This is a genomic window from Streptomyces griseoaurantiacus (genome assembly GCF_036189845.1).
GTDB classification, from domain to species: Bacteria; Actinomycetota; Actinomycetes; order Streptomycetales; family Streptomycetaceae; genus Streptomyces; species Streptomyces griseoaurantiacus.
On sequence record NZ_CP108326.1, the window covers coordinates 5701235 to 5727870 of the forward strand.

The window sequence follows — 26636 nt, forward strand, 5'->3', positions numbered from 1 at the left end:
CCGCCTCACGCCCGCCGCCGGAACACCGGCTTCACCGGGCGGCCGCCCAGCCACGGGGTGGGGTCGCCCGCGTCCAGGGCCTTGCGGTAGACCGCGCAGGCCCCCGCGACCACCTCGACCGTGTGGTCGATGTCGGCCTCGTCGAGGGCGGCGCTCACCACGAACGAGGGCGCCAGCACCCCGCCCATGAGGAGCCGGCGCAGGAACAGGGTGCGGTACGGCTGGGACGGCCTCCCGTGCGCGTCCAGGGTCGCGAAGACCAGGTTGCTGGCCCGGCCGCGCACGAGGACGTGCTCGCCGACGCCCACGCCGGCGGCGGCCTCGCGGACCCCGGCGGCCAGCCGCTCGCCGAGGGCGTGCAGCCGGGCGGTGACGCCCTCCTCCACGTAGGTGGCCTGCACGCTCATCGCCGCGGCCAGGGAGTGCGTCTCGGCGCCGTGGGTCGTGGACAGCAGGAAGACGCGGTCGCCCGAGTGGCGCAGTCCGCCGCGTTCCATCAGCTCCCGGCGTCCGGCGAGCGCGGAGACGGCGAAGCCGTTGCCCAGCGCCTTGCCGAACGTGGACAGGTCGGGGGTGACGCCGTACAGGCCCTGGGCGCCCGCCTCGGACCAGCGGAAACCGGTGATCATCTCGTCGAAGACGAGGACGCAGCCGTGCCGGTCGGCCAGTGCGCGCAGCCCCTCGAGATAGCCGGGCGGGGGCTCCTCGGCGGCGGCGGGCTCCAGGACCAGGCAGGCGATCTCGCCCTCGTACCGGCCGAGCAGGGCCTCCGTGGCGGCCAGGTCACCGTAGGGGAAGGACACCGTCAGCTCGGTGGTGGCGGCCGGGATGCCGGCGGACATCGCGGTGGTACCGATGAACCAGTCGTCGACGGAGAAGAAGGGGTGGTCGGCGCAGATCGCCACGCGCGGGCGCCCGGTGGCGGCGCGGGCCAGGCGCACGGCGGCCGTGGTGGCGTCGGAGCCGTTCTTGGCGAACTTGACCATCTCGGCGGTCGGCACGGTCGCCAGGAACCGCTCCGCCGCCTCGGCCTCCAGGACGGAGGGGCGGACGAAGTTGGCGCCCCGGTCCAGTTCCCGCCGCACCGCCTCGGTGACCCGCGGATGGGCGTGGCCGAGGCTGACCGAGCGCAGCCCGGAGCCGTACTCGACGTACCGGTTGCCGTCCACGTCCCACACATGGGCGCCCCGGCCGTGGCTGATGACGGGGGCCAGGCCCTCGGGGTACTGGTCCTCGCCCTTGGCGTAGGTGTGCGCGCCACCGGGGATCACCGCGCGCAGGCGCGCGTTCGCCGCCCGGGACCGGGGCAGGGCGAACTCCTCGGCGGCCGCGTCGACTTCGGCCGTTCGGGTTTCTTCGGTGCTCACCGCTCACTCCCCAGTCGCTCGATGACCTCGGCGAGGCCCGGGGCCTCCCGGTCCCGGGGGGACACCGAGGTGACCGGCAGCGGCCAGGGGATGGCCAGCTCCGGGTCGTCGTAACGGATCGTCACGTCCTCGGCCGGGTCGTGCGGGCGGTCGATCCGGTACGAGGTGTCGGCGGTGGCGGTCAGCGCCTGGAAGCCGTGCGCGCAGCCCGCCGGGACGTACAGCGTCTCCTGCGTCTCGCCGGAGAGTTCGAAGAACGCCCGGCCCAGGTAGGTGGGCGAGTCCGGCCGCAGGTCCACGACCACGTCGAAGACCTTCCCGGAGGAGCAGCGCACCAGCTTGGCCTCGCCGGCGCCGGACCGCAGATGCATGCCGCGCAGCACGCCCCGAGCCGAGCGCGAGAGGCTGTCCTGGACGAAGGCGTGCGGGTCGAGGCCCACCGAGCGGAGCACGTCGGCGTCGAAGGTGCGGCAGAAGAAGCCGCGTTCGTCGGCGTACGGAGTCGGCCGGAACAGATACGCTCCGGCGACGGCCGGGACGGCGTTCGCTTTCATGAGGTCTCCCGCGTCGGGTGGGCGTGCGTGGCGGCCGGGTACAGTGCCGCCGCCAGCGCGTCGAACTGGTGCCGGACCCGCCGGGCGACCGCCTCGCTCCGCTCGGCCAGGGGCCGCCGCAGCTCCGCCGCCCGCTTCTCCAGCTCCCGGAACTGCTCGAGCAGCCGGTCGGCGTCGATGTCGCGGGCCGAGTGACAGTAGGCACCCATCCCCATCCCGGCCATGAGCGCCTCGCTCTTCGCCGAGTAGCTGAGGGCGAGAGTCGGCGTGCCGACCTTCAGCGCGCAGACCAGGTTGTGGTAGCGGGTCGCCACCACGGTGTCGGCCGCCGCGGTCTCCTCCATCAGGGCGGCGAGCGAGGCCGCCGGGGAGACGGTGACGAGCGGCGAGTCGACCGCGTCGGCGATCGCGGCGGCCACCGGCCGGTCGAGTTCGTCGCCGGTGAGCAGCCGGACCGGTCTGCCCTCCTCGACCAGCGCGCGGACGAACCGCGTCACCCCGTCGAGGTAGCGCCGGTGGATCTCCTCCGCCACGGCCCGCTCGTCGTTGCTGCCGTGGAAGTCCATGACGCCCACGCAGACCCGACCCCGCGTCCGCGCGGGCTCGCTCGCGGACGGCGTCGGCAGGGCGAACACGAGGTCCGCGTAGACCTCGTCCCTCGCGGTGTTCACGCCCATGGCCCGCATCGCCTCGCGCGACTGGGCGTCACGGTAGGACCGGTACACGGCCAGCCGTGTCGACCAGCGCGTCAGGACCCGGGTCGACCGGTTGCCGATCGTGCCCGCGCCCACGCTCACCAGCGCGACCCGGGTGCCGAACAGCCGGCCCGTCAGACACAGCAGGAACAGCGAGTAGGGGAAGCCCCAGGGCCTGAGCGGCAGTGTGGTCTCCAGGACACCCGTGCCCGGCACGATCACCGCGTCGTGCCTGCGCACCCAGGCTGCGGTGCGGAAGACGTCGATGAGCTTGCCCAGCGCCTTGGCGGCGATCGCGCTCGCACGCGATGCGGTCCGGTACTCCCCGCCGTACCAGTTCAGCCGCGTCGCGGGGATCCCGTGGCGGGTCGTGACGATCTCGGGTCCGCCGCACATCGCGTCCACGGCCGCATCCGGGCGGGTGGTCCTCAGGTGGCGGAGCACGGCCTCGAGCGACCCGTCGTTGCCGCTGTTGCCGGCGCCGAACAGGCCGAACACGCCGAGACGCAGGGGCTTGTCGTGCATGGTGGTCATGCCCGCCTTCCCTCGCGGCCGGCGACCAGGTCGTCCACGGAGACGGTGAGCCGGTCCGGGGCGAGGGGTGCGCGGTCCTCGACCCGCTCGCCGGCGCCCGGCCGGATGCGGCTGGTCAGCCACGCGGCCAGATGGCGGTGGCACGCCCGCCGGTCGGCCGAGGACAACGGTGCCCGCCCGATCGCGGAGGCGAAGCCCCAGACGTACTCGGCGAGGAGCCGGGGCGTCGGATGCAGCGGGCCCGCCCGGCGCGGGTCGAGGTTGACGCACCGGGAGCGCTTGGAGGGGTTCGCCCGCTCGGCGCGGGTGGGGTGGTCCCGGCGGAAGTACAGCAGCTCCGGCACCTGGTGGAACGGCCCGTGCAGGGTGATCTCGGCGACGAACGTGCGGTCCGCGTGGTGATAGCTGTCGTGCGGTTTCACGCGGCGCAGCACGGAGGCCCGCATCACTCCGTAGAAGTCGTCGCCCCCGGGCTCGAAGAGCAGGCTGCGGAAGCGCTCCGGAGCGCGTGGGGAGTCGGTGGCGAGCCCGTACTCGTAGGGCACCTTCACCTTGCCGTCGCCGTCGATGACGGCCTGGCCCGCGTGCGCGAGGACCACCTCCGGCCGCTCGTCCAGCGCCGACACGCAGCCGCGCAGCAGGTCCCGGGCGTAGAGGTCGTCGTGCGAGGCCCACTTGAACAGTTCGCCGCGGCACTCGGTGAACACGTAGTTGTGGTTGGGGGCGGCGCCGATGTTGCGGGGCAGCCGGATGTACCGGATGCGTGAGTCCCGGGCGGCGTACCGGCGGCAGATGCCCTGGGTGCCGTCGGTCGACGCGTTGTCGGAGATCACCAGTTCGAAGTCTTCGTAGGTCTGCCCGAGGAGGGCGTCCAGCGACTCGGCCAGGTACTCCTCGCCGTTGTGGACGGGAAGGCCGATGCTCAGCCGGGGGTGGGCGGTCATGTGGTCCTCACTTCGGGATGGGATGGTCGTGGCGCTCGCGCAGGGCGGCCCGCAACTGCGACCACCACACGGCGGAGCCGCAGACGGACGCGGCGGCCGCGCCCCAGGCCGAGCCGGCCGTGCCGCCCGCGACGGCTCCGCCCAGCCCGCCCGCGACGTAGCAGGCGGAGGCGAACAACTGGCAGCGCAGACTGCGCCGGGCCGCCGCGAGCGCGCGCAGGCCGGCCGCCGCGCCGGTGCCGAGCCCGGCGCCCGCGACGCTGAGGGTGACGGGCACGATGAGCTCGGCGGAACCGCGCCAGACGTCGCCCAGAACGAAGGCGCCGAGCCGGTCCGGCACCAGCAGCAGCGCCGCCCCCCACGACAGCGCGGCGACGGCCTGCCCGCCGCCGAGCAGGAAGCAGAACCTCGCGAGCCGTCGCGGGGCCTGCCTGAGCACCCGCGCCGCCTCCGCGACGGTGACCAGCGACAGCCCCATCAGCACGGCGAGGAACGGGCCGAGCAGCAGTTCGGCGCCCCGGATCACCCCCACGGCGCCGACCCCGACGATCGCGCCGAGCCCGTACGCCCTTATCTGGCTCGCGCCGCTGACGCCGATGTTCTCGGCCAGGTAGCGGTAGCCGAGGTCGCGGTGGTCGCGGTGCCACTCGCGTACCCCGGCCGGCCTCGGCCGGATGCCGGACTGGTACCAGCCGTAGGCGGCGGCGACCGCGGCGGACCCGCCCCAGGCAAGGAGGAAGGCCGGCACAGTGCCCACGCTCGCCGCCGCCACCATGGCCGGGACGAGCGCGAGGGCCCACACGACGTCGTTGACGAACGCCTTCCGGCCGACGCCCGCGGCGAAGAACGAGTACCGCCAGGCGTCCTGGAGCAGTAGCCCCGGCAGGACGACGCCGAGCGCGGCGAACGCGGCTCCCACCTGGCCCCGGATGCTCAGCCCGGCGACCAGACACACGGTGCCGATCCCGGCGCCGACCAGCAGCGCGGTGCCCGACGACCGGGCCACCGCCCCGCGCCAGGACGACTCCGGCACGCCGCTGAAGCGCACCACGAGCGGATCGGTGGCCAGGCCGCGGGAGACGTTGAGAACCACGCCGTAGGTCACCCAGGCCAGGCTGAACACGCCGAACGCGGTCAGCCCCAGCGAGCGTGCCAGGTAGACGCCCACCACGAAGTTGGACAGGCTGGAGGCCGCCTGGTCGGCCAGCCCCCAGGACAGTCTGCCGACGACGCCCCGCCGGGCGGGTTCCGCCGGTTTCGTCGTCCGCTCCCCTTCGACGGTCACCGGCGTCATGCCTTGAGCAGCCCGGCGCCGTGCAGGGCGTCCGCGGCGTCGGCGACTGTGTCGAAGGGCAGCCCCGCCCGCTCGGCGACGTCGAGCAGGCTGTGCGTGCCGTCGGCGAGGTTCAGCACCCAGAGCATCGCCATCTGCGCCTGCTTGGCGTCGCTGCGGCCGCCGAGGGAGTCGTACAGCCCCCGCCGGCCCAACTGCGGTTCCCCGTAGGGGCTCAGGTTGACGTACCGCCGGTTGCGGTCCAGGACGGCGAAGGCCTCGCGGCACACCGCGAGGGTGTCCGCCATCGCCTCGGGCGAGACGAAGTCCAGGTCGTCCGCCGAGGTGTGGTACTCGGGATAGGCGGCGTACGGGGTCCGGGTGAGGGAGCCCACGCCCAGGTCGAAGCCGGGGGAGCAGTACTGCCGCTCGTCGTAGCCGTACGGGGTGAACTCGGTGATCCGGTGCGGGCGTTCGGAGGAGGACAGGACGTGCCGCAGCACCCGGTCGATCTCCGCGTCGCCACGCCGGCTGCGCTTGTACGTCAACTGCCCGGGGTCGCCCGCACAGGCCAGCACCAGGCCGTGCTCGACCTTGCCGACCCGCTCCCGGTTCCGGGCCAGCCAGGTGATCGCCCCGATGGTGCCGGGCGCGAACACGAACCGGTAGGTGTAGTAGGGCTCGCGCGCGGCCAGTTCACGGGCCAGGTACGTCGCGACCGCGATGCCGGCCAGGTTGTCGTTGGCCAGCGAGGGGTGGCAGACGTGGCAGGAGACGAGCACCTCCTCGGGGACCTGCCCGGGGACCACGTGCTCGGCGTAGGTGAGGTGTCCCTCGGTGAGGGTGGAGTCGATCCGCACCTCGTACTCGCCTTCGGGCAGCGCGTCCAGGGTGTCCTGGGCCAGGCAGAAACCCCAGGTCGGCGTGTAGTAGCTGGTGCGGTACGGCACCCAGGACGGATGCTCGGGCAGGGTGTGCAGATGGGCCCGCAGCTCCGACAGCGGCATCCGTGCGAACACCGGCACGCTGTAGCCGAGCACGTGCAGGCTGGAGGCGCGGAAGTCGACGACCCGGCGGCCGGCGGCATCCGCGATGTAGGCGTCCCGGATGTTCCACTCCTGCGGGATCGTCCAGTCCAGCACCTGGGTGCCGGTCGGCACCTCGTGCACCCGGAGCGGGAGGTACTCGCCGACGATGTCCAGGGTGGCGCGCACCCCGTCGCCCGTGATGCTCCGGCACAGCGGGTACAACCGCTCCACCAGCGCGTACATCTCGGCCGCGGACGAGCCCCCGGCGCCCGCGGGCACCCTCTCCTCACTCGCCGCGGTCATCGGCGCCACCGCAGGGTGTCGTCGACCGCGCCCGCTTCGACGGCCGTGCGGAGCACGGCGAGCCGGGTGAAGCGGCGCTCGAAGTCGTGCCGGGAGAGCCCGAACCGCTGATACGCGTCGACGAGTTCGATCGCCCCCTGTTTGACGGTCCACTCGCAGTCGAAGCCGGGGACCGCGGCCCGGAACCGGGAGAAGTCCACCCGGTAGGAGCGCGGGTCGGCCCCCGTCTCCCCGGTGATGACCACCTCGGAGCCGGGCACCGCCGCCGCGACCTGCTCGGCGATCTCGGCGACCGTGACGTTGTTGACCTCGCTGCCGATGTTGAAGGCCCGGTCGTGCACGGCCTCCCGGGGCGCGGTCAGCGCGGCGGCGAAGGCGCGGGCGATGTCGGCGGCGTGCACCAGCGGACGCCAGGGGGTGCCGTCGGACATGACGAGCACCTCGCCGGACAGCAGCGCGTGGCCCACCAGGTTGTTCAGCACGATGTCCGCGCGCAGCCGGGGCGAGAAGCCGAAGGCGGTGGCGTTGCGCATGAACACCGGGGTGAAGTCCTCGTCGGCGAGGGCGTGCAGGTCGTCCTCCACCCGGACCTTCGACTCCGCGTACGGCGTCACCGGGCGCAACGGGGCGTCCTCGCCGACGAGTTCGCCGCCGCCGGCGGCCCCGTAGACCGAGCAGGTGGAGGCGTACAGGAAGCGCCGCACCCCCGCCTCACGGGCCAGCCGGGCCAGGCGCACCGAGGCGTGGTGGTTGATGTCGTAGGTGAGTTCCGGCGCCAGCGAGCCCAGCGGGTCGTTGGAGAGCGCCGCCAGGTGGATGACGGCGTCCACCCCGGCCACGTGCTCGGCAGTCAGGTCCCGCAGGTCCACCCTTCCCCGAGCTCTCGGCTCCGCTCGAGCAGGGGAGACCCCGACCCCCGGCGGGTCGGCCGGCGCCGGGCCGAGGACGCAGTCGGCGAACAGGCCGGAGTCCAGGCCGAGGACCTCGTGTCCGGCGGCGGCCAGTACCGGGGCCATCACGCTGCCCAGGTAGCCCTGGTGTCCTGTCAGCAGTACGCGCACAGTTCATTCCCCCAGCGTGAGAGTGAGTTTGGTGACCGCGAACGCCTCGGCGTACCGCGCGTGGCATTCGATGCCGCGGATCCGGGCCAGGCCGAGGAAGGCCTCCCGGTCGTACCAGGGCCGGTGCCGCTGCGAGGGGTAGTGCTCCTGCAGCAGCCGCACCTTGTCCTCGGCGGTCTCCGGGGACAGCGGCTGGTACGCCGTGGGGCGGGCGAGGTCGCCGTCCCACTTGACGATCTCGTAGCCGAGGACGAGGTGGTCGCGGAACGCGCTGGGGACCAGCCGCGCCAGGCAGCGGTGGTCCTGGTGGGCGTCCTCGGTGCGCGGGGCGAGCACGAGGTCCGGCTCGGTCCGCCCGCGCAGCTCCTCGACGGCCGCCTTGGCCTCCTCCCAGCGCCCGGGTATCCGCCCGTCCGGCAGCTTGAGCACGGTCGGCCGCAGGTCGGCGCCCGGGCAGAACGCGGCCAGCGCGGCCCGCTCCTCCTCCTCGCGCTCCCCGCCGCCCCCGGTGAGGACGAGCGCGTCCACGCGGAGCCCGGGGTGCGCGCGGCAGGCCGTCAGCAGGGTGCCGCCGGCGCCGAGGGCGATGTCGTCGCAGTGCGCGCCCACCGCGACGATCCGCTCCAGGGGGCCGGTCCCGAGCCCTCTCACGCGTCCACCTCCGCGCGGTCCCGTTCCCACACGGCCCAGGGGCGCTCGCCGCGGGCGTAGGAGGCGTCGAGCGCGGCCCGCTCCTTGACGGTGTCGGTCGGCCGCCAGAAGCCGCGGTGCCGGTGCGCCACCAGCCGCCCCTGCTTGGCGAGCTGCGCGCAGCCGTCGGCGACCAGGTCGCCGTTCTCCGGGATGTGGTCGAAGACCTCCTGCCGGAGCACGAAGTAGCCGCCGTTCTCCCACAGCGGCAGCTCGCTCACCGGGGTGATGCCGCCCACCAGGCCGTCCTCGCCCAGCTCCACGCAGTGGAAGGAGGACTGCGGCGGCACCACCATCATCGAGGCGCCGGCGTCCCGCCGCTCGAAGCGGTCGATCATCTCGGGCAGCGGGGCGTCGGTGAGCACGTCGGCGTAGTTGGCGAGGAACATCTCGTCCCCGTCGAGGTGGTGCCGCACCCGGCGCAGCCGCTCCCCGATCGGCGACTCGATCCCGGTGCCCGCGAAGGTGATCGTCCAGTCGGAGATGTCGGTGGACAGCAGCTCGGTGCGCCCGCCGCGCAGCACGAAGTCGTTGGACGTCGTCTCCTCGTAGTGGAGGAAGAAGTCCTTGATGTGATGGGCCCCGTAGCCCAGGCACAGGATGAACTCGGTGTGTCCGTAGTGGGCGTAGTAGCGCATGACGTGCCAGATCAGCGGGCGCGGGCCGACCATCGCCATCGGCTTGGGCACGTCGTCGGAGGCGCCGTTGCGCATCCGCATCCCGTAACCGCCGCAGAACAGGACGACCTTCACGGCCCCACCTCGACAATGCTCAGTTCCGGTATGGGGAAGACCAGCCGGCCGCCCCATTCGTGGACGAAGGACAGCTGCTCGGTCAGCTCGGCCCGCAGGTTCCACGGCAGGACGAGGACGTAGTCCGGCCGGTCGGCGGCGATCCGCTCCGGTTCCAGGATCGGGATGCGGGTGCCGGGGGTGAACCTGCCGTGCTTGTAGGGGTTGCGGTCGACGGTGTACGGCAGCAGGTCGGGGCGGATGCCGCAGTGGTTGAGCAGGGTGTTGCCCTTGCCCGGGGCGCCGTAGCCGACGACCGTCTCGCCCCGCTCGGCCGCGTCGATGAGGAACCGCAGCAGGTCCCGGCGCACCTTGGCCACCCGGGCGGAGAACTCGGTGTACCCGGACAGCTCCCGCAGCCCGGCCGCCTTCTCGCGGTCCAGCACCTCGGTCACCCGGGCCGAGGGCTCACCGGCCACCCCTTCGGGCCGGGCCCACAGCCGGATGGACCCGCCGTGCGTGGGCAGCAGCTCGACGTCCACGAGGGTCAGTCCACCGCTCGCCAGCGCCCGGGCCGCGGCCGCCACCGTGTAGTACTGGAAGTGCTCGTGGTAGATCGTGTCGTACTGGTTCTCCTCGATCAGGGTGAGCAGGTGCTGCACCTCGATCGAGACCCAGCCGTCGTCCGCGACCAGCGCCCGCAGCCCCTCGGTGAAGCCGACCACGTCCGGGATGTGCGCGTACACGTTGTTGGCCACGACCAGGTCCGCCGGGCCGTGCTCCGCGCGGACGCCCGCCCCGGTCCCCGGGTCGAGGAACGCGGTGAGGGTCGGCACCCCCGCCTCCCGGGCCGCCGCGCCCACGTTCACCGAGGGCTCGACGCCCAGGCAGCGGATCCCCCGGTCCACCAGGTGCTTGAGCAGATACCCGTCGTTGCTCGCGACCTCGACCACGAAGGCCTCGGGGCCGAGCCCCAGCCGGTCCACGGCACCGGCGACGAAGGAGCGCGCGTGCTCCACCCAGGACGTCGAGTAGGAGGAGAAGTACGCGTACTGCGTGAACGTGTCCTCCGGAGTGATCAGCGGCGGGATCTGCGCCAGCCAGCAGTCGGTGCACACCCGCAGGTGCAGCGGGAACGCCGGTTCCGGCAGGTCGAGTTGCTCCTCGGCGAGGAAGCTCTCGCACGGCGGGGTCGCCCCCAGGTCGACGACGCTCTCCAGCGCCGCCGAGCCGCACAGTCGGCATCGTGTCATCTGCTGCCCCCATTTCGCTCGCGCGGGCGCCCCCGCCGCGAGCCGGTGATCTCTGTCCCCACGGGCGACGGGCCCTCCCCGCCCCCGGACCGGCCGGCGAGCGCGGCGCGGTACCCCTCCACCAGGCGCTCCAGGCCGACGGCCGGACCGAAGTCCCGCTCGTAACGGCGCCGGGCCGCCCGGCCCATCTCCTCGTTGCCCTCCCGGTCGGCCGTGATCCGGCGCAGGCACCGGGCCAGCGAGGCGGTCTCGCCCGGCTCGTGCAGCAGCCCGCTCACCCCGTCCTCGACCAGTTCGGTGAAGGCGCCGTGCCCGGCGGCGACCGCCGGGACCCCGGCCGCCATCGCCTCCGCGGCCACCAGACCGAAGGCCTCCAGCCATGTCGAGGGGGCCACCACGGCCACCGCCCGCGCGAGCGCCCGGCGGCACTCCTCGGGCCCGTACAGGCCCGCGTACCGCACGTCGTCCCGGCCCGCCGCCCACGCGGCGACCTCCCCCTCCAGCGGGCCCGTGCCGGCGATCAGCAGCGGCACGCCCACGCCCCCGGAGGCGGCGAGTTCGTCCCAGGCGGCCATCAGCAGCCGTACGCCCTTGGCCTCGGCGAGCCGGCCGAGGAAGAGCAGGTGCTCGCCGGGGCCCGCGCGGCGGTCCGCCGGGTCCGGGTCCGGCACGAAGTTGTGCTTCACCGCGAGCCGTTCGGCCGGCATCCCGCCCCGCACCAGCACCTCGCGCTGCGCCGCCGAGATGCAGAAGAACCGCTCCACCCCGGTCCACCAGCGCCGCCGGTTGACCGAGAGGCTCACCGCGAGCGGCACCGTCGCCACCCGCGAATCGCGGTAGCAGCCGTGCCGGACGGCGGGCAGCGGCGAGGAGCCGACGCACTCGGTGCACGGGCGGCCCTCCCGCTGGAGGGTGCCCGGCGGGCAGATCTGGGTGTAGTTGTGCAGCGTGGCCACGGCCGGCACCCCGGCGTCCGCGCACGCCGCCAGGACGGCAGGCGACAGCAGCGGGAAGACGTTGTGGACGTGCACCACGTCGGGGCGCTCGGCCCGCAGCCGGGCGGCGAACTCCCGGCGCACCGCCGGGTTCCACGGCACGAGCAGCGGCACGGCGGCCTTGCCGAGGGGGGAGCGGGCGGCGATGTCGTCGCTGTGCCGCTGGAACAGCCCGACCTCGTGGCCGCCCTCGCGCAGCAGCTCCACCTCCTGGTCGACGGCCTTGTTCTCGCCGCTGGGCTGCGCCGAGCGGTAGCGGTTGTGCACCACGAGCACGTGCATGGTCAGGGAACCTCCGGTTTCCGGGCCCAGCGCGGGACGCGTCGGCGCGGGGGTCCGGGCGTCCGCGGGGCGGCGTCCGGGGCGGCGGGCGCCGCCGGGGGTGCGGGCGCCGGGGCGGGGGGCACCAGCAGGGAGGCGGCCACGGCCAGGTGCAGCAGGTAGGGCGAGGCGTCGCCGAGACCGGCCTCGGTGTACGAGGCGAGGGCGCAGTAGCTGATCAGGAAGAGCGCGCAGGCCCGCGACAGCGAGGGCGGCCGCAGCAGCGCCACGGTGCCCAGGACGAGGAGGGCCGTCGCGATCAGCGAGACGCCCAGCAGGCCCTGCTCGTGGTAGACGGCCAGCCAGCTGTTGTCGATGGGCAGTCCGTCGAAGGACTTGTCGCCGAGCCCCGTGCCGAACACCTGCTCCGTCACGGTCCGGGGCGCGTCGAGCAGCGCGTGCCACACCTTGGCCCGGCCGGTCAGGCTGGAGAAGTTCTCCTCGTCCTGCCCGCGCAGGAACCACGCCTGCAGCGCCGAGCCGAAGCCCACCGCCGCCACGGCGGCGACCATCACCGTCCAGGTGAAGAAGCGGCGGGCGGCGGCGCTGCTCAGGAAGAGCGAGCCGATCGCCAGCAGCAGTCCCACGAGCAGGCCGAGCGTGGCGGTGCGGGTGTGGGTGAGCGCGAGCAGCACCAGCGAGGGCACGACGACCACCGTCGCGCTCCGCCGGTCGGTGCGGCGGCCCAGCAGGAGCAGCACGGCGAGACCGGTGATCACGGCGGCGTACTGGCCGATCTGCGGCGGGGTGAGCGGCCACAGCGCGCCCACCAGCCGCCCCCCGTACAGGTCCGGCAGCGCCGTCCCCGGGGAGACGAGCGCCCCGGCGGCGACCGAGCCGAGCACCAGGAAGTACGCCCGGATGTGGTGCCGAACGAAGGTGTGGCTCCCGTCCCACCAGCGGCTCAGCAGCCACAGCGTGCCGAGGAACAGCGCCAGCCGGCCGCAGCGGAACAGCGCCCCGAACCCGGAGCCCAGACCGGCGCTGGACAGGACGCTCGACACGAGCAGCAGGGTGAGCAGGGACAGGAAGGCCCCGCCCCGCACGCGCAGCCGGGGATTGACGAGGAGCGCCAGGGCGAAGGCGAGGACCAGCGCGCCCATGGTGACCATCTGGATGAGGGAGCGGGGCAGCGGGACGATGGTCTCCGCCCCGGCGGAGCCGAGGGTGTTGAGGACCAGCAGGCCCCAGACGACCCCGACGGTCCGCGGCGTGCGGGCGGCGGGGGGCGGCTCGGCACCGGGCCGGGTGTCCACCACCGTGCCCGTCGCCGTTTCCACCGCCGTTTCCACCGCCGTGTCTGCCCCGTCCTGCAAGGATCGTCCGTCCTGTCTGTCCTGTCCGTCCTGTCCGGCCCGTCCGGCCGGTTCGCGCTCCTCGTGCGGATCCACGCGCATCTCAGCCCCCCACCGGTGTGTCGAACGCGCTGCCCTTGTCCTGCCGGTAGGGCGCGGCCTGCCATTCCTGGGCATCGAGCACCCGGCTCGGGTCGTGGGCGACGAACGTCCACGGCCCGACGTAGACGTTGTCGTACCACCGGTTGTGCTGCTCGCGGGTGATGGCCTCGGCCACCTTCTCGCCCTTGTACGGCGACCAGTCGGGATACGTGCCGTAGTTGGCCAGCACCGCCATCCGGTCACACTTCACCGTGCAGCCGAGGACTGACTTGTCCAGGACGAAGCGGTTGGCGTGGATGTCCACCCGCTGGGTCCTCCAGCGGCAGTCCGCGTAGAGCGGCGCCTCGGCGATGCCCGGCTGCGCGCAGCGCTTCTTCCGCTTCACGAGCAGGGTGCAGTCACCGGAGGAGGTGTTCGCGGGGCTGTTGCAGAACCGGTCGGCGTTCTCCCAGAGGGTGATGCCGGACCAGTTGTCCTCCAGCACGTTCCGGTAGATCTCCAGCTTGTCCGTACGGGCCGGGACGCGCGGCTCACCGCCGGACTCGGACACGTAGACCGTCGCGAAGGGAAAGGTGTCGCCGCGGTCGGCGTACTTGCGGCCCTCCACCCAGTTGTTGCGCCGGATGACGTTGTCCCGGACGACCGCGTTGTAGCTGGTCTCGTAGATGAGCGCGGCACCGTCGTTGGCCTCCAGCAGGTTGTCCTCGATGCGGAAGTCGTTGTTGTTGGTGTCGGCCCACAGCCCGGTACCCCGGTTCTCGTGCACCCAGTTGCCGCTGACGTCGGCGCCGTCCACGGCCCAGAACTTGACGCCCCCGGTGCAGCCGCAGCCCGGCCGGCGCCGCTCCCAGTCGCCGGTGTTGTTGCCGGTGATCTCGTTGCCCTTCACCACCAGGTCGCGCAGGGGGCCGTCGCCCTTGTACGCGTTCATGCCGTACTGCCCGTTGCCGCGCAGGCAGTTGCCGCGGACCGTCTGGCGGGCGCCGGCCATCAGCCCTGCGCCGCTGTTGCGCTGGATCACCGAGTGCTCGATCACCCATCCGTCGGCCGAGTCGTGATTGACGACGCCCTCGTCCTGCGGGGCGACGAAGCCCTGCACGGTCAGACGGCTGAGGGTGACGTCGGTGGCGGAGCCGCCGAAGGCGTACTGGTTGGTCTTCCGGCCGTCGAGCACCGCTCCCGGGGCGCCGAGGTAGCGGTCGCCCTTCTTGGGGACGACCTGGGAGAAGCGGTCCTTGTCGAGCCGGTGCCTGCCGGGCTTCAGCCAGAACGTGGTGTGCGCCGGGTGGCTCTTCGTCTTCTCCGCGAGGTCGCCGACGACCGAGGGGTCGACCGTCACCGCACCCGCCGGCGCCTTCGCCGGTCCCGCCGGGGGCTTCGCGCACACCCGGGCCGGGTGCCCGGGCCCGGACGTGGAGGGCGCGGTGGTCGGACGCGCCTTCGGGGCGTCCGACGAACCCACGCAGCCGGAGACCAGCAGTACCGGCGCCAGCACGGCCGCCGCCCGCCGGGCCCGGCGCCGCCAGGTGGATCCCACGCGTCCTCCTCCCTTCCTCTGCACTGCGGTCGTCGGTGGTCGGTGATCGGTGGTCGGTCGCCTGCCGGCGCTAGTCGCGGAACGCGAGCACGGTCGTGAACGCGTGCGCGTCCTCGGTGAATCCACTGCCGATCAGGGTCGTGGCGGGCTCCTTGCGGCCGAAGCCGGGGGAGTACCAGCCCAGCGGCGGATCGCTCTCGCCCCGGTGCGCCCGCCAGGTCAGCCGTCCCGGCAGGTCGAGCACCGCCGTGCGGGCCTCGCCCTCCCGCGACCAGGTCAGCTCGGCCCGGTTCCCCGAGAGCTCCGCGGTGACGGCCGGGCCGAGGTGGAAGGCCAGGCGCACCGCCCGGCGCGGGCCGCGCACCTCGTCGGTCACCCGCAACTCCCGTCGCTCGGCGTCCAGTTCGACCCGGCGGCGGTGGACGGCGCCCCGGTACCCCGTGTGCTCGGCGCACCAGTGGGACACCCCCGTGGCGGAGGGGCGCACGTCGAGGACGCGGCTGCGGGCGTGCCGCGTCCACAGGAACGGGCCGCCGGAGACCGACTGGTCCTCGCCGTCCAGTTCCAGCGTGTTGTGCCCCAGGGTCGAGCGGAAGTAGCGCCGCCACTCGGGCTGCCCGTGGTAGCAGTACGTCCCCGGGTCGGCGAGCACGTCGACGCCCTCGTGCCGCACCTCCAGCGACAGCGCGTCCGCGTGGGCGTGCGCGGCGATGGACAGGAAGCCGTGCGGGCCGCCGTCGCAGCGGCACCAGAGGCCGCCCGGTCCGCGCAGCACGGTGAGTCCCGCGTCCCGGAAGTGGACGGGCCGGCCCTCCGGGCGGCGCGCCGGGAGCCGTACGGGGCGCAGGAGCGCGGTCAGCAGCGGGGTGCGGACGTCGGTGCCGGGCACGGCGGGCCACCAGGGCAGGGAGCCGAATACGGCACCCCCGGTGGCCAGCAGCGAGCCCCAGCGCCCGGTGCCCGCGCCGTCCAGGACCAGGCCGTGCCCGTCGTCCGCGTCGCCCTGGCGCGGCGGCCGCAGCCGCTCGTCCACGACGGCGGCGAGCGCGTCGGTCATCCGCAGCAGGACCAGCCGGGTCCTCGCCGGGACCGGCACCCCGGCGGCGTCCGCCTCCACGAGGGCCGCCAGGCCCAGTTCGAGGACGAGACCGTGGTACTCGGTGGCCAGCTCGCGGTTGAGCCCGGAGGGGAAGGTGTTGCCGCGCAGGTGCCGGTCCAGCGCACGCAGGGCCTCGGCCCGCCGGCGTGCCGAGTCGGGGAACCAGCCGAAGGCGCAGGCGGCGGCGAACTGCCCGGCGGCCTCGGCCACGGCGTGGTTGTTGGCCGAGGAACCCCGGCTGGGGAACGCTGCCAGCCAGCGTTGGTGGTGCCAGATCTGCCCCAGCGCCTCCGGGTTCTCCTCGAACAGCGCGGCGGCGCCCGGCCAGCCGTCGAGCAGCCGGCGGACCCACACCCACGACAGCAGCCGGATGCCCAGCTCGATGCCGCTCGTCCAGTGCGCCCCGCGCAGCGGCGGATCGGCCGCCCACCAGGACCGCAGATGCGCGGCCGTCCGCTCCGCGTAGCGCTCCTCGCCGGTCAGCGCGTACGCGGCGGCGAGGACGGTCAGGTACTGGTGCCGGGAGGGCTCCCAGATCTGCTTGATGTCCCCGACCGCCTCCTCGTCCCGGTAGGGCACGTCGAAGGCGTGCACCGACGGGGCCCGGCGCCCGGTCCTCGGGTCGTACGACCAGTCCGGGTCGGCCATGTCCGCGCGGGGCACCCCGAAGAACTCGGCCTGGCCGTCCATGAGCCGGTCCGCCTCGGCGAGCAGGCGCTTGGCGGCGTCCGGCGGCACCGCGTCGAGCGCGCCCGCGGGCAGCACGGCGGTGAACCGGGCGCCCGTCACCCGGGGCGCCCGTGGCAGCGGCGCCGAGCGCCACCGCCGGCGGCGCACCGCGTCCCCGGCCCGGCCCGCGACCTCCCGCGGCCCCATCCGGGACAGCCTGCGCAGATACCAGCCGGGGCTCCCCGGCGGCGCGGTCACCGCGCCCCCGTCAGCGTCACCGGGGCGCCGGCCGCGAGGCTCGCCGCGACGGCGAGCGTGGCCGCCGTGGTGGTGGCCTGCGATTCCAGCGGCACCGGCATCGGGCCGCCGGTCCGCACCGCCCGCACGAACGCCGCCAGTTCGGCCTCCTGCCCCTTGTCCCGGGCCTTGGGCAGCCGCGAGGACACCCAGGTGCGGCGGCGGCCGTCGTAGACCGAGGCACGCACGAAGTCGTCGAGGCGCAGCGCCCTGCCGTCCGCGACCAGGTCCAGGGTCTCCTTGGGGAAACCGCTCGGACCGCTCGTGACATAGCTGAGCGTGGCCGTGGACCCGTCCGGGTAGCCGAGGACGACCTGCAGGTCCTCGTTGCCTGGGGTGGCCCTCGCGTACACCGAGACCGGGTCGGCCCCGAGGAGCCGGCTCGCCGTGTCGATGAAGTGCCCGCCCTCCCCGGCGAACCGCGAACCCTCGGTGCTCTGCCGCAGGTACCAGCTCCCCGGGTCCAGCCGGCCCGCGTTGATCAGACAGCGCAGGCTCGCCGGGCCGCTGCGCGGCCCGAACCGCTTCCCGGCCTCCACGAGCAGCGGCGCGAAGCGGCGGTTGAAGCCCACCTGGAGGCGGTCGTTGCCGGACTCCTCCACCGCCGCCAGCACCCCGGCCAGTTCCTCCTCGGTGAGCGCGAGCGGCTTCTCCACGAACACCGCCTTGCCCGCCAGCAGTGCCTTCCGGGTCAGCTCGGCGTGCGAACTGTGCCGGGTGACCACGAACACCGCGTCCACGGACGCGTCCCCGAGGACGGCGTCGAGGTCGGTGGTGGCCTCGGCGAAGCCGAACTTGCGCTGTGCGTTGGCGGCGGACAGGGCCGTCGTGGTGACGACCGCGGACAGCTCGACGCCCTCGCGGCCGGCCAGGTGCGGCAGCAGCATCGACGTCGCGTAGTTCCCGGCGCCGAGGAACGCGAGCCGCACCGGCCTCCCGGCGGCCCGGACCGGGGCGGGCGCCGCCGCCGCGCGCCGCACGGCGGGCACGCCCACCTCCGGCGGCACCGTCTCCGCCGTGTGGGCCGGATAGCGGAACAGCACCGCCACCGCCTTGAGTTCGCCCTCCTCCAGACGCCGGTAGGCCTCCACGGCGTCCTCGAACTCGGCGACGTGGGAGACGAGCGGCTCCACGTCGACCCGGCCGCGGGCGACCAGGTCCAGGAAGCAGGCCAGGTTGCGGCGCTCGGTCCAGCGCACATGGCCGATCGGGTAGTCCCGGCCCTCCAGCTCGTACTCCGGGTCGTAGCGCCCGGGCCCGTAGCTGCGGGAGAAGCGGACGTCGAGCTCCTTCTCGTAGTACGCGTTCCACGGCAGGTCCAGGCGGCACTTGCCGATGTCGACCACCCGGCCGCGGTCCCGGCTCAGCCGGGCGGCCAGCTCCACCGGCTGGTTGCTGCCACCGCCGGCGGCCAGATACACCTGGTCCACGCCGTGGCCGTCGGTCAGTTCCGCGACGGCGTTCTCGACGGCCGGGGAGGAGGGGTCGCCGCAGGCCGCCGCGCCCAGCCGCTCGGCCAGCTCGCAGCGCGCCGGATCGGGGTCGGCGCCGATGACCCGCACGCCCGAGGCGGTCAGGAGCTGTGCCACCAACTGCCCGATCAGCCCCAGTCCGACGACCAGGGCCACCTCCCCGAGCCGGGACTCGCCCTGGCGCACGCCCTGCAGCGCGATCGACCCGACCGTGCCGAAGGCGGCGTGCCGGGGGGCGAGGCCGTCCGGCACCGGGGCGTACAGGTTCTTGGGGACCCAGTTGACCTCGGCGTGCAGCGCGTGCTCGTTGCCCGCGCAGGCCACCAGGTCGCCGACCTTCACGTCGTCGATCCCGGCACCGACCTCCTCGACCACCCCGCACAGCGAGTAGCCCAGCGGCGTGTACGAGTCCAGCTTGCCCATCACCTTGCGGTAGGTCGCGGGCACGCCGTTGACGGCCACGCTCTGCACGACCTTGGCGACCTGGTCCGGGCGGGAGCGGGCCTTGCCGAGCATCGACATCCCGGCCTCGGAGACCTTCATCAGCTCGGTCCCGGTGGAGATCAGCGAGTAGAGCGTGCGGACCAGCACCCCGCCCGGCTTGCAGCCCGGCACCGGCACGTCGAGGAGCGTCAGCTCACCGCTCTTGTAGTTCTGTACGACCTGTTTCACCGAAAGTCCTCTTCAGTCCTCTTCAGTCCTCTTCGTTGCTCCGCCGTCTCTTCGCCGGGGGAGGGCTACGCCGTCACAGACGGGGGCGGGCCGGGTGGCGCCCCGGACCCGGAGGCCGCGCCGCGGTACCAGTACTCCAGGGTCAGCACGTGCCACAGGTGCTTGGAGAAGTCCCGCTGTCCGGCGGCGTCCTCGGCGACCATCCGCCGCAGCGCCTCCCGCCGCAGCAGCCCCGCACGCACCAGTTCGCCGTCCTGCACCACCTCCCGCACCAGCGGCGCCAGGTCCCGGCTCATCCAGGCCCGCAGCGGGGCGCTGAACAGGCCCTTGGGCCGGTACACGATCTCCCGGGGCAGCACGGAGGCGGCCGCCTCCTTCAGCACGGCCTTGCCCTGCCGGCCGGCGATCTTGCGGTCGCCCGGCAGCGCGAAGGCCGCCCGCACCACCTCGACGTCCACGTACGGCACCCGCACCTCGGTGGAGGCGGCCATGCTGGAACGGTCCGTGTAGGCGAGGTTGAGGCCCGGCAGGAACATCCGGGCGTCGCCCAGGCACATGCGGTTGACGAAGTCGTCGAGGTCGTTGTCCTCGTAGACGTCCGCGTGCTCGGTCAGCACGTCGTCCACCGTCCCCGCCAGGTCCGGATGGAGCAGGGCGAGCAGCTCCTCGCGGTCGTACATGGTGTAGCTGCGCCGGAACGCGGTCTCCTCGGGCAGATCCGCGAAGGACAGGAACCGCTTCGCGAACCGCACCGACCGGTAGCCCCGGCGGGCGGAGGCCACCGGCAGCCGGTCCACGGCCGCGGACAACCCGCGCCGCAGCGGGCGCGGCACCCGCTGGTAGCGCAGCGCCAGCACGTTGGCGAGGTGCTTGCGGTACCCGGCGAACAACTCGTCGGCGCCCATCCCCGAGAGCATCACCTTGACCCCGGCCTCCCGGGCGGCCGAGCAGATCAGATACGTGTTGATCGCGGCGGGGTCGCCGATCGGCTCGTCCAGGTGGTACGTCATCCGCGGCAGCAGGTCGAGCACGTCGGGCGCGATCTCGATCTCGTGCAGGTCGACGCCGAACCGCGCGGCCACCTGACGGGCGTACCTCAGGTCGTCCGGCATCGCCTCGAAGCGGGCGTCCTCGGCGCGGAACCCGATCGTGTAGGCGGAGATCCCGGGCCGGTCCCGGGCCGCCAGCGCGGTGAGATAGCTGGAGTCGAGACCGCCGGAGAGGAACGTCGCCACGGGTACGTCGGACATCAGATGGCGCCGGGTCGACTCCTCGACGACGGCGGCCAGGTCCGGCACCTCGCCCGCGAGGGCCCGCTCCCGGCCCTCGGCCGCGACCTCCTTGAGGCTCCAGTACCGGCCGCGCTCCTCCCGGCCGTCGGGCCGCAGCCGCAGCCACGTCCCCGGCGGCAGCTTCTCCGCCTCGCGGTACGCGCACCGCGAGTCAGGCACCCAGTAGTAGAGCAGGGAGGCCACCAGCGCCCCGTGGTCCACCTCCAGCTTCCCGCCCGTCACGGCGGCCAGCGCCTTCAGCTCGGAGGAGAAGACCAGGCCCCCGCCGCGCCGCAGCAGGAACAGCGGCTTGATGCCCAACTGGTCCCGTGCCAGGGTCAGTTCACCGGTCCGCTCGTCGAAGACGGCGAAGGCGAACATGCCGCGCAGCCGGGGCAGGCAGTCGGTGCCCCAGCGTCGCCACGCCTCCAGCAGCACCTCGGTGTCGGAGGTGCCCCGGAAGCGCACCCCGGCGGCCTCCAGCTCGGCCCGCAACTCGGGCGCGTTGTACAGCTCGCCGTTGTAGGTGAGGGCGAGGCCGCCGGAGACCATCGGCTGGGCGCCGGTCTCCGACAGGTCGATGATGGACAGCCGGCGATGCCCGAGCTGCACCTCGCCGTCGCCGGCGGGGTGGCCGTAGCGGCCCGCCGCGTCCGGGCCGCGATGGGCGAGGACGGCGGTGAGCCGGTCGGTCACGGCCTTGCCGTCCGGCCACCGGTAGGTGCCCGCGATGCCACACATGTGCTAGCGCACCTCCTGATCGCTGCCACCCGGAACCCTCGGCACCGGCATCGACGGCCGCTCCGCGCGCGGCCGGGCCGCCACCCCGTTCCGCCGCCCCGGCCACTCCCCGCGCCCGCCCTCCCACAGCGTGCCGTCGGTGCGGTCGCGGGGATCGGGGTCGACGAGCACGGCCCCGAGCACCTCGACGCGCTGCTCGGCGAGCCGCCGTGCCACCGTGTGCAGCCAGGCGGCACTCCCGTGCCCGGCCCGCACCACGAGGACGGCCCGCCCGCCGAGATGCGGCAGATCGGACCAGGCGGTGCCGGGCCGGACGGACCCGAGCCCGATCCGCCGCCCGGCGGACGTCCCCTCGTCCGCGGGGGCCTCGGACAGGGCGACCGCCTTCGGGCCGCCCCGCCGCCCGCTCCGCACGGCCTCCTGGCCGGGCAGGCCGTCGACGAGGAGCACCGGGCCGCCCTCCGTCTCCAGTGCCGACGCGAGGTCCCGGGCGAGGAGGGCCGCGGTGCGGGCGCAGCCCAGTTCGAGCAGGGCGACGGGCGCGTCCGCGGCGGCTGCCTCATCGGTTCCGCGCACCGTGCGTGCCAGGGTCGTGGTGAGCCGGGCCCGGGCCGCGCGGGCGCGGCGGCCGCCGGGGCGCAGTTCGGCGAGGACCGAGGTGCCCAGGTGCGCCGCGATCTCCCGGCGCAGCACCGGACGGTCACCCACCACCGCGCCGACCGCCGCCACCGCGAGCCCCAGCACCAGCCCGAGGACCAGCCCGATCGCCGCGTCGGTGGCGAGCGCCCGGGGCAGCGAACGCGGCACCACGCGGGCGTCGTCCACGATCTGCGTGCCGGCCAGCACCTCGGGCTCGCCGGTGCGGGCCTCCGCCGCCCGCTCGTCGAAGTCGGCGATGCGCGAGTTGAGTTCGGCCCGGCGGGCGAAGAGCGACTCGACGCTCGCGGAGGCCTTCGGGTCCTGCTCCGGCGACTCGTCGCCGATCGCCTTGTTGACCTGGGCGAGTTCCTTCCGCATCCGGTCGCGCTGGTCCAGCAGCGCCTGTGCCTCGGCGTCGGCGCTCCGCCGCATCCGCCGCACGTGGTCGGCGACGAAGGCGTTCGCCAGCGCCCCGGCCCGGTCCACCGCCTCCGCGTCGCTGTCCCCGGTCACCTCGATCCGCAGCAGGTTGTTGGTGAGCCCGGTGCCCCGGTAGTCCCGCAGGAAGTCCCCGGGCTTCTGGGAGGAGCCGAGGGCCCGCAGCGCCGCCCCGGCGATCCGGGTGGTGCCCAGCAGTTCGACGTCGGTGCGGATCAGCGTGCCGGTGTCATTGGGCTGGTCGTCCTCGTGCGTGACCAGCACCGTGGTCGTCGCGGTCGGCGCCGGGGGCAGCAGGACCGCCACGGCCGCGCCGACCAGCAGGCCCAGCAGTGCCAGCGCACCCCACAGGCGGCGCCGTCTGCGGACCGCCGCGAGCAGCGACTGCAGGTCGATCAGCGGAGCGTCGGCCGAGGCTTCCCCCGCCTGGTGCGTCGTCATGCGCCGCCCCCCGTCGTACGGCCGCGCGCGGCGAGCGCCGGGGCGGCGGTGTCCGGCACGGCCTCGTCCCCGGCGGTGGCGTCCCGGTGCCCCGCCGACCGTTTCCCGCGCAGCCGGACCGGGCCGGCCAGGACGACGCCCACGACCTCGTGCCCGGCGTCCGCGCACGCCCCGGCGAGGCCGGCGAGTTCCTCCTCGGTCCAGTTGCCCGCGCCGAGCACGACCAGCGCGCCGGCCTCGTCACCGCGGTCCGGCACGAGCGGCCGGGCCACCGGCACCCCCACCACCCGCAGCAGCGGGTGCCGGCCGTTCGCCGAGCCCGGCGAAGGAGCGCTCCCGGCCTCGGCGGCGAGCCGCCCGGCCGCGTGACGGGCACTCGCATCCCCCTCGGGCACGAGGACCAGGACCCCTCCGGGCGCCGGCAGCCGGTCCCGCAGCCGCGTGTACACCCGCCGGTAGCGCAGCCGCAGCCCGGCCCCGTCCGCCGTCGTGCGCGGCACCGGCACGTCCCAGCGGGTGTCGGTGCCCAGCAGCCGGCGCAGCCGGGCCCGCGCGCCGCGGCGCTTCGGGCCGTGCCGCCCGGTGGGCACGTCGACGGTGCCGAGCGGCACCGTGCCGAGCGCCGCGGCGATCTCCGGTCCGGTGCGCGGGCGGCGGTCGGCCCGGGCGGCGACGAGGTGGCCGACGATCCCGAGCAGCAGGAACAGCACCGCGCCTGCGGCGACCAGCTGGATCCGCGTCGGCGGGACCTCTCCGGCCGGCCGGGGCGCCGGCCCCATCACGACCATGCCCGTCCTGTTGCTCGCGGGATCGGCCTCGTCCAGCTTCTTCATGGCCTCCTGCAGCGCGATCCGCAACTGCTCCAGCTCGGTGCGCGCCTGCACGCTCTCCACGGTCCGCCCGGGATCGGCCGCCTCGGCCAGCTCGCTGATCCGGCGGTTGGTCGTCGTCACCTGCTGCCGCAGCGCCTGCGGTCCCGACACCTCGTCGGTGTCGGAGGAGTCGCCCGCGATCCGCCCCGCGAACGCGACGAACTGCTGCGCCACCTGGTCGGAGAGCCGCTGGGCGCGCGCCGGGGTGTCCGCCGTGCCCGAGATCCTGATGACGTTGCCGTCGGTGACCTTCGCACGCACTCGGTCCCGCAGCTCGGCACGGCTCACGTCGGTCCAGCGCAGCGAGGCGGCCGCGCGGTCGACCACGGTGGAACTGCTCGCGATCTCCGCCTGGGTCAGCAGTCCGCGCTCCTCCCACTGCCCCGGCAGCAGCACCGACGCCGACGCGGTGTAGCGGGGCGGGAACAGCAGCGAGGTGCCGTAGCCGGCGAGTGCGCCCAGCACGACGAGGAGGGCGAGCAGCCGCCGTCGCCGGCGCAGGATGCGTCCGAGAGTGACCAGCCGGATGGTGTCCTCGCTCAACGCCGCCGCCTCCGCCCCGTGCGCGGGGGGCCGTCGCCGCAGGCCGCGGCGTAGGCGGCGAGCAGCGCGGCCTGCGAGTTGCGCCAGGACAGCCGCCCCTCGATCCGTTCCCGGCCGATCTCGCCCATCCGGGCCCGTCTTCCGGGATCGTCCAGCAGCATCGCGACGAGCTTGGCGAACGCGGACTCGTCGTCGGCGGGCGCGTAGACGGCGGCGTCCCCGGCGGAGACCCGCGCCTCCTTCAGATCGAAGGAGACGATCGGCCGGCCCATCGCCATGTACTCCAGGACCTTGTTCATCGTCGACACGTCGTTGAGCGGATTGCGCGGGTCGGGGGAGAGGCACACGTCCGCCGTGGACAGCCGGCGCACCAGGTCGTCGTCCGGGATGCGCCCGGTGAACTCCACCTGGTCCTCCAGCCCGAGTTCGCGGGACAGCTCCACCATCGCGTCGAAGGCGTCGCCGGAACCGACGAACACCGCGTGCCAGTCGGTGCGCCCCTGCTCCTCGCGGAGCTTCGCCAGCGCCCGCAGGGCGTAGTCGACGCCGTCCTGCGGGCCCATGACGCCGAGGTAGCACAGCAGATGGGGCTTGCCGCGCTTCAGTTCCGGCTCGGGCGGCACCGGCCGGAACCGGTCGGTCCCCGGTGCGCTGCGCACCACGAACACGTCCTCGGGCCGCCGGCCGCCGCGGCGCACCGCGACCTCCTTGTAGCTCTCGTTGGTGGCGAGGACCACGTCCGCGGCCCGGTAGGTCATCCGCTCCAGCGCGCACACCGCGCGGTAGAGCACGTCCTTGCCGCGGCCGAACCGGGACAGGTACAGCTCGGGCACCAGGTCGTGCTGGTCGAAGACGAACCGCGCCCCGCGCCGCTTCAGCCGCAGCGCGGGCAGGAACAGCAGGTCGGGCGGGTTGCAGGCGTGCACCACATGCACCGGGCCGACCTTCCGGGCCAGCCGGGCCGTGTGCCACAGCGCCGAGCCGTACTCCCGCAGGTACCCGGCCGGCCCGCCGGTGGCGGCGCGCAGGGGGTAGCGGTGGATGCGCACCCCCTCGATCACCGTCTCCGCCTCGGTGTCCCGCTTGGTGCCCCGGGGGCAGATGACGTGCACCTCCCAGCCGGCGTCGCGCAGTGTCGTGCACTCCTGCCAGACCCGGCGGTCGAAGGGCACGGAGAGGTTCTCCACCAGGATCAGCGCGCGCCGGCCCTTCCGGCCTGCGGAACTCCCCGACGGGAAGCGGCCGTTGCTCCGGTCGACCGCTCCGCCGTCTCGGTCGTCGAACGATGTGTCACCAGGCAAGGCCCACGTACCCCGGTTCGGCCCGGCGCGTCTCGGCGTCGGGAAGGCGGACGAGATCGATGATCGCGGGAGTGCCGCCGTGGGGCAGGGCCCCCAGCACGGCGGGGTCCCTGGTCCCGACGAGGCACACCTCGGCATGGTCGAGGACCTCCTCGACGGAGTCGGCGAGGAGCTGCGCGAGATGCGGCAGCCGCGTCTCGACGTACTCGCGGTTGGCGCCGAGCAGCCGGGAAAGGCTCACGTTGGCGTCATGGATGCGCAGCTCGTAGCCCTTGCCGAAGAGCCGCTCCGCCAGTTCGACGAGCGGACTCTCCCGGAGGTCGTCCGTGCCGGGCTTGAAGGACAGCCCGAACAGGCCCACCCGACGGCTGCCGGTGCGCTCCACCAGCTCCACCGCGCGTTCCAGATGGGCGGAATTGGAGGGCAGGACGTGCGAGAGGATCGGCACCGACACGTCCGCCCGCTGCGCCGCGTGGACCAGACTGCGCAGGTCCTTGGGCAGGCAGGAGCCGCCGAAGGCGAAACCGGGCCGTAAGTAGGCGGGGCTGATGTTGAGTTTGCGGTCGGCCAGGAACACGTCCATCACCTGGTGCGAGTCCACGCCCAGTGCCCGGCACACCGCGCCCAGCTCGTTGGCGAAGCCGATCTTCAGCCCGTGGAAGGCGTTGTCCGCGTACTTGATCGCCTCGGCCGTCGGGACGGGCACCCGGAACACCTCCCCGGGCAGGTCCTCGTACAGCTCCAGCACGGTGTCCCCGCTGGCCCGGTCGAGCTCGCCGATGACGGTCTTCGGCGGGTCGAAGAAGTCCCGCACGCTCGTGCCCTCGCGCAGGAACTCCGGGTTGACCGCGACGCCGATGTCCACCCCGGCCAGCCCGCCGACGTGCTTCTCCAGCAGCGGCACCAGCAGGTTCAGGCAGGTGCCCGGCAGCATGGTGCTGCGGAAGACGACGGTGTGCCGGACCCCCCGCCCGGCGTCCCCCGCTCCGGCGCCGCCCGCTTCGGTGTCGCCCGCCGCTCCGGTGTTCCCCGCTCCGGTGTTCCCCGCTCCTGTGTCCCCGGACCGCTCGCCGGCCTGCCGCGCGGCCTGCTTCTCGGCCAGCGCGGCGCCGATCTCCTCGGTGACCCGCTCCAAGTACGTCGTGCACAGGCTGCCGTTGGGCTCAGAAGGGGTGCCCACGCAGATCAGCGACACCTCGCTCCCCATGATCGCCTCGCGGACGTCGCCGGTGGCGCGCAGCGCACCGCCGGCCACCACCTCGGCGATCAGCTCACCGATCCGTTCCTCGACCACCGGCGCCTTGCCGTCGTTGACCAGGTCGACCTTGACCCGGTTGACGTCCACCCCGATGACCTCGTGCCCCATGCCGGCCAGGCACGCGGCCGAGACACAGCCCACGTAACCGAGCCCGAACACGCTGACTCTCATGACCCGTTCCCCCCTCCCAGCTCCCATGACCCGTTTCTCCCCCCGGGCCGTACCGGCGCCCGTCGGCCG

At 74.0% G+C, this 26636-nt stretch carries 20 protein-coding genes; all 20 read right to left on the minus strand.

Translation table 11 applies throughout. The features are described 5' to 3' along the window. Window positions 1–5 precede the first annotated feature (5 nt). Window positions 6–1367, minus strand: coding sequence for a glutamate-1-semialdehyde 2,1-aminomutase (locus OHB09_RS25355; RefSeq protein WP_328922577.1), 1362 nt, complete (start codon window positions 1365–1367; stop codon window positions 6–8). Continuing rightward, a complete protein-coding gene (locus OHB09_RS25360; protein ID WP_234526707.1) occupies window positions 1364–1921 on the minus strand; it encodes a dTDP-4-dehydrorhamnose 3,5-epimerase family protein in 558 nt (185 codons plus the stop codon). Before OHB09_RS25360 ends, OHB09_RS25355 begins: the two co-directional genes overlap by 4 nt. Then, complete coding sequence (locus OHB09_RS25365; protein WP_234526709.1) at window positions 1918–3150, minus strand: polysaccharide pyruvyl transferase family protein; 1233 nt, start codon at window positions 3148–3150, stop codon at window positions 1918–1920. Before OHB09_RS25365 ends, OHB09_RS25360 begins: the two co-directional genes overlap by 4 nt. Beyond that, window positions 3147–4094 (minus strand): glycosyltransferase family 2 protein, encoded by a 948-nt coding sequence (locus OHB09_RS25370; RefSeq protein ID WP_093594179.1) that lies wholly within the window; start codon window positions 4092–4094, stop codon window positions 3147–3149. Before OHB09_RS25370 ends, OHB09_RS25365 begins: the two co-directional genes overlap by 4 nt. Window positions 4095–4101: 7 nt before the next feature. After that, entirely contained in the window at window positions 4102–5388 is a 1287-nt protein-coding gene (locus OHB09_RS25375; RefSeq protein ID WP_167793140.1) for an MATE family efflux transporter, read from the minus strand. Then, window positions 5385–6707: a DUF4910 domain-containing protein gene (locus OHB09_RS25380; protein ID WP_397891787.1), complete on the minus strand. Its 1323-nt coding sequence runs from the start codon at window positions 6705–6707 to the stop codon at window positions 5385–5387. The genes OHB09_RS25375 and OHB09_RS25380 overlap by 4 nt, the downstream gene beginning before the upstream one ends. After that, window positions 6695–7759 carry an NAD-dependent epimerase/dehydratase family protein gene (locus OHB09_RS25385; protein ID WP_191852045.1) on the minus strand — a complete coding sequence of 355 codons (1065 nt, stop codon included), beginning with the start codon at window positions 7757–7759 and terminating at the stop codon, window positions 6695–6697. Before OHB09_RS25385 ends, OHB09_RS25380 begins: the two co-directional genes overlap by 13 nt. A gap of 3 nt (window positions 7760–7762) precedes the next feature. Next, window positions 7763–8410, minus strand: coding sequence for a PIG-L deacetylase family protein (locus tag OHB09_RS25390; protein ID WP_167793138.1), 648 nt, complete (start codon window positions 8408–8410; stop codon window positions 7763–7765). Continuing rightward, window positions 8407–9201: a glycosyltransferase family protein gene (locus tag OHB09_RS25395; protein ID WP_234526713.1), complete on the minus strand. Its 795-nt coding sequence runs from the start codon at window positions 9199–9201 to the stop codon at window positions 8407–8409. Before OHB09_RS25395 ends, OHB09_RS25390 begins: the two co-directional genes overlap by 4 nt. Further along, window positions 9198–10433, minus strand: coding sequence for a class I SAM-dependent methyltransferase (locus OHB09_RS25400; RefSeq protein WP_006142697.1), 1236 nt, complete (start codon window positions 10431–10433; stop codon window positions 9198–9200). Before OHB09_RS25400 ends, OHB09_RS25395 begins: the two co-directional genes overlap by 4 nt. Then, window positions 10430–11710 (minus strand): glycosyltransferase, encoded by a 1281-nt coding sequence (locus OHB09_RS25405; protein ID WP_234526715.1) that lies wholly within the window; start codon window positions 11708–11710, stop codon window positions 10430–10432. The genes OHB09_RS25400 and OHB09_RS25405 overlap by 4 nt, the downstream gene beginning before the upstream one ends. Before the next feature lie 2 nt (window positions 11711–11712). Continuing rightward, a complete protein-coding gene (locus OHB09_RS25410) occupies window positions 11713–13140 on the minus strand; it encodes an O-antigen ligase domain-containing protein (RefSeq protein WP_328923058.1) in 1428 nt (475 codons plus the stop codon). 7 nt (window positions 13141–13147) lie between these two features. Then, window positions 13148–14683 carry a right-handed parallel beta-helix repeat-containing protein gene (locus OHB09_RS25415; protein WP_328922579.1) on the minus strand — a complete coding sequence of 512 codons (1536 nt, stop codon included), beginning with the start codon at window positions 14681–14683 and terminating at the stop codon, window positions 13148–13150. 70 nt (window positions 14684–14753) lie between these two features. Continuing rightward, window positions 14754–16658 (minus strand): heparinase II/III family protein, encoded by a 1905-nt coding sequence (locus tag OHB09_RS25420; protein ID WP_191852161.1) that lies wholly within the window; start codon window positions 16656–16658, stop codon window positions 14754–14756. A gap of 47 nt (window positions 16659–16705) precedes the next feature. Then, complete coding sequence (locus OHB09_RS25425) at window positions 16706–18892, minus strand: bi-domain-containing oxidoreductase (protein ID WP_328918435.1); 2187 nt, start codon at window positions 18890–18892, stop codon at window positions 16706–16708. 65 nt (window positions 18893–18957) lie between these two features. Continuing rightward, on the minus strand, window positions 18958–20904 hold the full coding sequence (gene asnB / locus OHB09_RS25430; RefSeq protein ID WP_191852040.1) for an asparagine synthase (glutamine-hydrolyzing): 1947 nt from the start codon (window positions 20902–20904) through the stop codon (window positions 18958–18960). 3 nt (window positions 20905–20907) lie between these two features. Next, a complete protein-coding gene (locus tag OHB09_RS25435) occupies window positions 20908–22422 on the minus strand; it encodes a Wzz/FepE/Etk N-terminal domain-containing protein (RefSeq protein ID WP_234528786.1) in 1515 nt (504 codons plus the stop codon). Then, window positions 22419–23837, minus strand: a complete 1419-nt coding sequence (locus OHB09_RS25440) for a Wzz/FepE/Etk N-terminal domain-containing protein (RefSeq protein WP_328922580.1) — start codon at window positions 23835–23837, stop codon at window positions 22419–22421. Before OHB09_RS25440 ends, OHB09_RS25435 begins: the two co-directional genes overlap by 4 nt. Continuing rightward, window positions 23834–25138 (minus strand): glycosyltransferase family 4 protein, encoded by a 1305-nt coding sequence (locus OHB09_RS25445; RefSeq protein ID WP_093594209.1) that lies wholly within the window; start codon window positions 25136–25138, stop codon window positions 23834–23836. Before OHB09_RS25445 ends, OHB09_RS25440 begins: the two co-directional genes overlap by 4 nt. Then, window positions 25128–26594 (minus strand): nucleotide sugar dehydrogenase, encoded by a 1467-nt coding sequence (locus OHB09_RS25450; protein ID WP_407077351.1) that lies wholly within the window; start codon window positions 26592–26594, stop codon window positions 25128–25130. The genes OHB09_RS25445 and OHB09_RS25450 overlap by 11 nt, the downstream gene beginning before the upstream one ends. Between the last annotated feature and the right edge of the window lie 42 nt (window positions 26595–26636).